Origin of the sequence: Nocardioides sp. NPDC057772 (assembly GCF_042798075.1) — a bacterium.
Taxonomy (GTDB): Bacteria; Actinomycetota; Actinomycetes; order Propionibacteriales; family Nocardioidaceae; genus Nocardioides.
In genome coordinates this window covers 1-5,959 of the sequence record NZ_JBHVKN010000268.1, presented here as the reverse complement: position 1 = coordinate 5,959, position 5,959 = coordinate 1, and the positions used below count along the sequence as shown (strand labels likewise).

At 69.7% G+C, this 5,959-nt stretch carries 3 protein-coding genes and 1 pseudogene; 3 read left to right on the top strand and 1 reads right to left on the bottom strand.

Annotated elements, in window-relative coordinates:
* Positions 1–269: pseudogene (locus tag ACFVJS_RS25885) on the top strand (RNase J family beta-CASP ribonuclease); the annotation flags it as partial.
* 99 nt (positions 270–368) lie between these two features.
* On the opposite strand, the gene ACFVJS_RS25880 reads toward ACFVJS_RS25885, so the two are convergent.
* A complete protein-coding gene (locus tag ACFVJS_RS25880) occupies positions 369–1,031 on the bottom strand; it encodes a lysoplasmalogenase (protein ID WP_378886364.1) in 663 nt (220 codons plus the stop codon).
* Positions 1,032–1,108: 77 nt separating this feature from the next.
* Here ACFVJS_RS25880 and ACFVJS_RS25875 point away from each other — a divergent pair, with 77 nt between their 5' ends.
* Together ACFVJS_RS25875 and ACFVJS_RS25870 are read left to right on the top strand one after the other, a co-directional pair.
* Positions 1,109–3,781 carry a DNA translocase FtsK 4TM domain-containing protein gene (locus tag ACFVJS_RS25875; protein ID WP_378886363.1) on the top strand — a complete coding sequence of 891 codons (2,673 nt, stop codon included), beginning with the start codon at positions 1,109–1,111 and terminating at the stop codon, positions 3,779–3,781.
* Positions 3,778–5,760 (top strand): helix-turn-helix domain-containing protein, encoded by a 1,983-nt coding sequence (locus tag ACFVJS_RS25870; protein ID WP_378886361.1) that lies wholly within the window; start codon positions 3,778–3,780, stop codon positions 5,758–5,760. Before ACFVJS_RS25875 ends, ACFVJS_RS25870 begins: the two co-directional genes overlap by 4 nt.
* Positions 5,761–5,959: the final 199 nt, after the last annotated feature.

Genomic DNA, 5,959 nt, shown 5'->3' with positions numbered 1-5,959 from the left:
GGGGCTTCGTCTCGATCATCGTCGTGGTCGACTCCGTCAACGGGGTGGTCTCGAGCGGACCCGAGATCCACGCCCGCGGCCATGTCTGGCCCGACAACGCCTTCGACCCGATCAAGCAGCCGATCGTCAAGGCGGTCAACCGCGCTATCTCCGAGGGCGCCACTGACACCTACCAGCTGCAGCAGGCCATCCGGCGTACGTTCGGGCGCTGGGTCTCCAGCACCCACCGCCGGCGTCCGATGATCATTCCGGTGGTCATCGAGGCATGAGCGGGGCGGATGTTCACCGAGGTGACTCGGTGAACGCCCACCGTCCTCGTGGAACTCCACGAGGGAACCGATGCTCGACCGAGTTACCTCGGTCGGCATTCACAGCGCCAGCAGTACGCCAGCCGTGATCAGCGCCTGGCCGACGTGGTAGGTCGTCATGATCGCCACGTCGGTCAGGCGCGGCGGCTGATTGCCGTGCTCGGCGAGGTTGAGCCCGATCAGGGTGTCGCTGATGACGAAGACGAGCGCACCCGCGGCGATCCAGACGCTCCCGGTCAGCCAGGCGAGCACGAGCATGCTGGCGATCACGAGCGAGTACGCAGCCAGCGCCGCCGCCACCGGCGTGCCGCCCATCTGGCGGGCGCCGCGCAGCACGCGTCCCATCGGGATCGCGAGCGCGACCGCGGCGGCGATGCCGGCCCAGGACCACGCGGGGGCGTCCAGCCCGAGGGTGAGAAACGTCACGACGTACGCCAGGTGGCCGACGAAGAAGAACCCCACCCCGCCGAGGAAACGCCGGGTCGAGAGCCCGATCATCGAGATGTCCCCGAGCATCCCGAAGAAGAGCGCGACGAGCAGCCACCAGGCGGCCGGCTCCCCACCGCTGACCAGCCCCATCAACACCGTCAGCCCCATGAGTCCCACCATCACCAGGGGCTTGGTGACGTAGTGGAGCCGTCGCCAGCCGAACCACACGCAGGCCCAGTCGATGACGGCATCGACGGCGGTGAGGAGGACGACCAAGACTGTCAGGCTCTGCATGGCGGCAAACTACACCGCTGCAACACACCCCCATGGGGGTCCCGGAGCCCAGGCGCTTGGTCGAATACCCTGCTTTTATGGCGACCCGTACGTCTTCCCCGCCGGGTTCGCGGAGCTCGACCACCACCAAGAGCACCCGTCCCCGGAGTACGACCACGACAAAGCGAGCAACGGCCACGAGCCGGGCCCGCTCCAAGGCAGCGCCTCAACAAGGACAGAGCAAGCGCCGTCCCGCCGCAAAGTCAACCAACCGGAAGACGACGAACCGTACGCCGCCGCGAGCCGTCCGCAACGGGCCCAGCCCGATCGCGGTCCTCTTCGACGCCATCTTCTCCACCATCGCGAGCCTGTGGCTGGCGATCGCCGGGGGAGTGGCCGCCATCTTCCGAGTCGGTGGCCAGGCTGCCAGCGACCTCGAGCCTGAGCATCGCCGCGACGGGGCCGGGCTGTTCCTGATCGGCCTCGCCGTCCTCGTCGCCGCCGGCGTGTGGTTCCAGCTGGGCGGGCAGTTCTTCGACGTCGTCCGCATCGCGGTGGCCGGCGTCGTCGGCAAGGTCGGCTGGCTGGTGCCGGTCGGGCTGGTCTTCGCCGGCGCCCGGCTGATGCGCGACCCGGTCAACGCCGCTCCGGTGGGCCGGCTCGCGATCGGCTGGTCCGCGTTCCTGATGGCCACGCTCGGCATCATCCAGATCGCCAACGGCAACCCGCAGCCCACCTCGGGAGACAGCAGCGAGCTGCAGTGGGCCGGGGGCGCGATCGGCTACGTCGTCGCCAGCCTGCTGCTCGACGTCCTGCGCTCGACGGCCGTGGTCGTCGTACTCCTGTCTCTTCTCGTCGTCTTCGGGATCCTGGTCATCACCGGGACGCCGCTCTACCAGGTGCCGAGCAGGCTGGTGGAGCTGCGCGACCGCGCGCTCGGCCTGACCCCGCCCGAGGAGCTGAGCGAGAGCGGCACCAACATCCGGCGGGTGCGCCGGGGCGGCAAGCTCTTCGCCGACGAGGACACCTTCGACCGCGAGGGCTTCGAGCCCTACGAGACGCCGCTCCTCGAGGAGGAGAAGCCGAAGAAGAAGCGCAAGAAGGACGGGCTCGACATCGCGCTCGCCCTCGACGAGGACTCCGACGCCGACACCCAGCCCGACGAGGCCGTGCCCAGCGACGCCGCGGGGCTCATGCCCGCGGTCTCCGACACTGCCCCGAAGCCGGGGGCGAAGCGCGACCTCGAGCCGCCGCCGCATGCGGAGCTGCCACAGCGGGTCGAGCAGCTGATGCTCGCCGGCGACGTCGCCTACACCCTCCCGGCCAGCGACCTGCTCAAGCCGGGATCGCCGCACAAGGCGCGTTCGAAGGCCTCCGACGACATCGTCAACCGGCTCCAGGCGGTGCTGGAGGAGTTCAACATCGACGCCGCGGTCACCGGCTACACCCGGGGCCCGACGGTCACCCGCTACGTCGTCGAGCTCGGCGCCGGGGTGAAGGTCGAGAAGATCACCGGGATCCAGAAGAACATCGCCTACGCGGTGGCCTCCGCCGACGTACGCATCCTCTCGCCGATCCCCGGCAAGTCCGCCGTCGGCGTGGAGATCCCCAACTCCGACAAGGAGATCGTCACCCTCGGCGACGTGCTCCGCTCCAACGCGGCGCGCGGCGACCACCACCCGATGATCACCGGGGTCGGCAAGGACGTCGAGGGCGGCTTCGTGGTCGCCAACCTCGCCAAGATGCCCCACCTGCTGGTCGCGGGTGCGACCGGCTCGGGTAAGTCCTCCTTCATCAACTCGATGATCACCTCGGTGCTGATGCGGGCCACGCCCGACGAGGTGCGGATGATCATGGTCGACCCCAAACGGGTCGAGCTGAACTCCTACGAGGGCGTGCCGCACCTGATCACGCCGATCATCACCAACCCGAAGAAGGCCGCCGAGGCGCTGGCCTGGGTCGTACGCGAGATGGACATGCGCTACGACGACCTGGCCAACTTCGGCTTCCGCCACGTCGACGACTTCAACAAGGCCGTCCGCGCCGGGAAGGTGCAGGTCCCGCCCGACTCCGAGCGGGTCCTGTCGCCCTACCCCTACCTGCTGGTCATCGTCGACGAGCTCGCCGACCTGATGATGGTCGCTCCGCGCGACGTCGAGGACGCGGTCGTACGCATCACCCAGCTCGCGCGTGCCGCCGGCATCCACCTGGTGCTGGCCACCCAGCGACCCTCGGTCGACGTCGTCACCGGTCTGATCAAGGCCAACGTGCCCTCCCGGCTCGCCTTCGCGACCTCGTCGCTGGCCGACTCCCGCGTCATCCTCGACCAGCCGGGTGCGGAGAAGCTGGTCGGCCAGGGTGACGGTCTGTTCCTGCCGATGGGCTCGTCCAAGCCGATCCGTGTGCAGGGCTCCTGGGTCTCCGAGGCGGAGGTCAACGCGGTCGTGAAGTCGGTCAAGGGCCAGCTGGAGCCGGTCTACCGCGACGACGTGACCGCCCCGGCGGAGTCCAAGCGGGTGCTGGACGACGACATCGGCGACGACATGGACCTGGTCATCCAGGCGATCGAGCTGATCGTCTCGACCCAGTTCGGCTCGACCTCGATGCTGCAGCGCAAGCTGCGCGTCGGGTTCGCCAAGGCCGGCCGCCTCATGGACATCCTCGAGTCGCGCGGCGTGGTCGGTCCCTCCGAGGGCTCCAAGGCACGCGACGTACTCGTCAAGCCGGACGAGATCGACGGCGTCATCGCAACAATCCAGGGGGACATGTGAGCGAGAATTCACCGGCGGCCGAGACCGTCGACCCTGCCGAGACCGTCGAGACGCCGGACGTCGACGTCATCGACGTACGCCGCAACGGCCGGCTCGCGCTCGTGGTGGCGCTCGCGTCGCTGCTCGTCGGTCTCGCCTTTGTGCTGCGCGGCGGCATCGAGGGCTATCTGGTCGGCCTGATCCTGCTCGCCGTCGCGGCGGTGCAGGGCTGGACCGCCTGGGACTCCCGGATGCCGCTGCTGCTGGTGGACGAGCAGGGCGTACGCCTCCGTTTCGGCCAGACCTGGCAGGGTATCCCGTGGTCGAAGATCGAGTCCGTCGAGCACACCCCGCGCCCGGAGGGGATCGAGCGGTTCTGGAAGGACGGCCGCATCGGCGTACTCCTCTACGACGAGGACGAGGTGCTCGAGGAGCTCTCGCCGACCGCTCGGCGTCAGGCGATGCTGACCGAGCGCCTCTACGGTCTTCCCTTCTCCCTGCCGCTGGGCCTCTCGACGCGTGTCCTGGGTGCCGGCGACGACGTCACGGAGGCCATCGCGATCGTCGCCGCCGATGGCGTCCAGGTCGTCGAGATCGACCCCGGGATCGAGTCGGACGAGCTCGCGGAGGAGTCCGGCGACAGCGGTGACTCCATCGACGAGGACGTCGACGGCATCGTCGGCTCTGTGCCGGTCGACGACGGTGACACCGCGATCCGTCCGCCCTTGTCCGGAGGTGCCGGAGACACCAACCCCCGAATGCTCCGCGTCTTGGACGAGCCTGATATCAATGCCGCAAACGTGGCGGACGAGGCGGGGCAGGACCAGGTGGATCGGGACACTGAGACGACCGGAGCGAGGCCGAGCGAGGGAGTAACCGCGCGAAGCGCGAAGAACGAGACGACGCCGCAGACCGACCCCGACGCCGAGGTGAAGGCGGAGGCGAAGGCAGAGCCGGTCGCTCCGCTGCGCGAGCCATCGACGGCGGTCCGGGTCGACGTACGCTACGTGCCCGAGGAGCCGCAGGAGACCATCGCCGTCCATGGCGCCAACGCGCTCCAGCTGGATCCTGCCGAGACGGAGTCCGACGCCGACGCCGATGCTGCGGAGGCCGAGGAGCTCACTCAGGTCTTCGCGATCGAGTCGGACGAGGAGGACTCCGAGCCCGAGGGTGTCCTTGCGCTCGCCGAGCCCGACGAGGGTGTCAAGGCGCTGTCCCCGTCGACAAACCCAGCTCTCCGCATCGACGACGTCGACGACGTACCCACCGAGGTCGTCGCGACGAAGGCCCCGGAGATCGGTGCCGAGATCTCGGCGGCCCGCCGTCGGCTCGCCCTGGACGTCGAGGGCCTGGCGGAGTGGACGCGGATCCGCCCGCACGTCATCGAGGCGATCGAGGTCGATGACTTCGGCCCCTGCGGCGGCGACTTCTACGCCCGCGGCCACCTCCGGACGCTGGCCCGCGTCCTCGGCATCGAGGTCGCCCCGCTGCTGCGCACCTACGACGAGAAGTACGCCTCCGGCCCGGTCAGCCCGCGCGCCGTCTTCGAGGCCGAGCTCGCGCACAGCGCCGCGATCCGCCCGGTGCGGCGGATGCGTGGCGGCCCGTCCTGGTCGGTCCTGGTCGCCGCGGTGATGGCGGTCATCCTGGTCTGGTCGGTCGCCCGCTTGGTCATCGACGGCACTCAGCACCAGCCCGAGGCCGGCGCGATCCAGCTCGACGGCTCTGCCGGCACCGACAGCCCCTACGGCAAGGCGACGCCCGTGCCGGTGACGATCTCCGCCGCCGGCGGCGGCGCCCACGTCGTCGTACGCGACTCGCGAGGCAAGGTGGTCTTCAGCGGCGACCTCGCCTTCGGCGAGTCCAAGCAGCTCCAGGTCACCCCGCCGCTGCGGGTCCAGACCTCCGACGGCTCGCTCAAGGTCGCCGTCGGAGACGGCAAGGCCAAGGCCCTCGGCAAGACCGGCGAGGCCGCCCAGCGAACCTACACCGCCAACTAACACCACCCGCCGACTCGGCGCGTCTGTCCCGATGCAGCGCGCCGAGTCGGCGCGTCTGTCTCGCCTGACTTGCTCGAGTCGGCGCGTCTGTTTCGCCTGACTTGCTCGAGTCGGGGCAACAGTGCCAAAACCGCGGGCCACTTGGGCCGACACGCCGGTGGTGTGCGGGGCAGTTGCGCCGACGCCGCCGGGGGGAGCG

What these genes read in the sequence shown, in the direction of transcription:
- ACFVJS_RS25880 (WP_378886364.1), bottom strand. Translation starts at nt 1,031, where the DNA reads ATGCAGAGCCTGACAGTCTTGGTCGTCCTCCTCACCGCCGTCGATGCC.
- ACFVJS_RS25875 (WP_378886363.1), top strand. Translation starts at nt 1,109, where the DNA reads ATGGCGACCCGTACGTCTTCCCCGCCGGGTTCGCGGAGCTCGACCACC.